This is a genomic window from Anabaena sp. UHCC 0253, from assembly GCF_009712085.1.
In the GTDB taxonomy this organism is placed as follows: domain Bacteria; phylum Cyanobacteriota; class Cyanobacteriia; order Cyanobacteriales; family Nostocaceae; genus Dolichospermum.
This window is the reverse complement of record NZ_VILD01000001.1, coordinates 650,677-651,805: the sequence shown is the minus strand read 5'-3', so window position 1 is coordinate 651,805 and position 1,129 is coordinate 650,677. Positions and strand designations below refer to the sequence as shown.

The 1,129-nt window shown below is 39.9% G+C and carries 1 protein-coding gene and 1 CRISPR repeat array; the gene reads right to left on the bottom strand.

Annotation, left to right across the window (positions count from 1 at the left end):
- Positions 1-42: 42 nt before the first annotated feature.
- A CRISPR array of direct repeats spans positions 43-471; the repeat unit is 37 nt; unit sequence GTTTCCGTCCCCTTGCGGGGAAAAGGTAATGAAAAAC.
- A gap of 333 nt (positions 472-804) precedes the next feature.
- Positions 805-1,129: CRISPR-associated endonuclease Cas2 (gene cas2, locus FJR38_RS02885; RefSeq protein WP_254449326.1), on the bottom strand; the 325-nt coding region annotated here is incomplete at its 5' end.

Below are 1,129 nucleotides of genomic sequence, written 5' to 3'. Positions count from 1 at the left end.
AATGAAAGTTGCCCCCGGTGAATACACACTTCCCAAGCTGGCGTTTCCGTCCCCTTGCGGGGAAAAGGTAATGAAAAACCAGTGGGTAATCGGTGTTGGTAAATCTATCCCTGGCTTCCAAGGTTTCCGTCCCCTTGCGGGGAAAAGGTAATGAAAAACTTTAACTAAACTAAAAGCTACTAAATTAGCAGAAGCTTTGAGTTTCCGTCCCCTTGCGGGGAAAAGGTAATGAAAAACATTAGCAGGCTTCCGCTTAATCGAAATAATACACCATGTTTCCGTCCCCTTGCGGGGAAAAGGTAATGAAAAACAAAGATATTTAGCTGCTAGAAAGTATCGCCCAAATGAAGATGTTTCCGTCCCCTTGCGGGGAAAAGGTAATGAAAAACATAAAGCTAATCAAACCTTTGACCAAAGGTACGAGAAGCAATCAAGTTTCCGTCCCCTTGCGGGGAAAAGGTAATGAAAAACCCTATACCATTGGAAACTTGACGACATACGGATTTCAAGAAGCGATCGCACACGGATACAGAAACAGCCGTGTAACTTAAAATATTAGTATTCTTTTTTCTAGGTTCAGAAAGCCGAAATCAGCCAATACAGACATAATAAAACGAAAACCCCAAGATGTCAAGCCTAAAAACCAACATTTACTCAACATTACAAAACATTACTAACAATTAATCTCTGTAGCTTCATGCGACCAACTAGAGACAATTCCTTACATCTCGTTACAATCGCCCAAAACCTTACCATGCGGGTATTTTAAGCAACCTTAACCCCCTTCACATCCAACATTCAACTTCACAAAATTAAATAATCAGGTGGTTGATAAGGAGGATCACTGCCATAAACTCGTGTATTCTGTTTAGCAGTTTCATCAAGAGGATATACCCGCAAATTATCCTCATTCAACTTAAGAACCTTCAACCATCTTTTTTCCAACTGGTAATTCAACTCCTTATCATCCAAAGGACATTCAAACACCGAATATTGGACCCGTTGACAACGCTGTTCAATCAACTTAGCCAATTTAGCGCGGCGTTTATCATCCTTCACGTCATAGCAAACCAACCATAATTTGGGCATAAAATAATTTACAATTGACAATTTACAATTTACAATTACA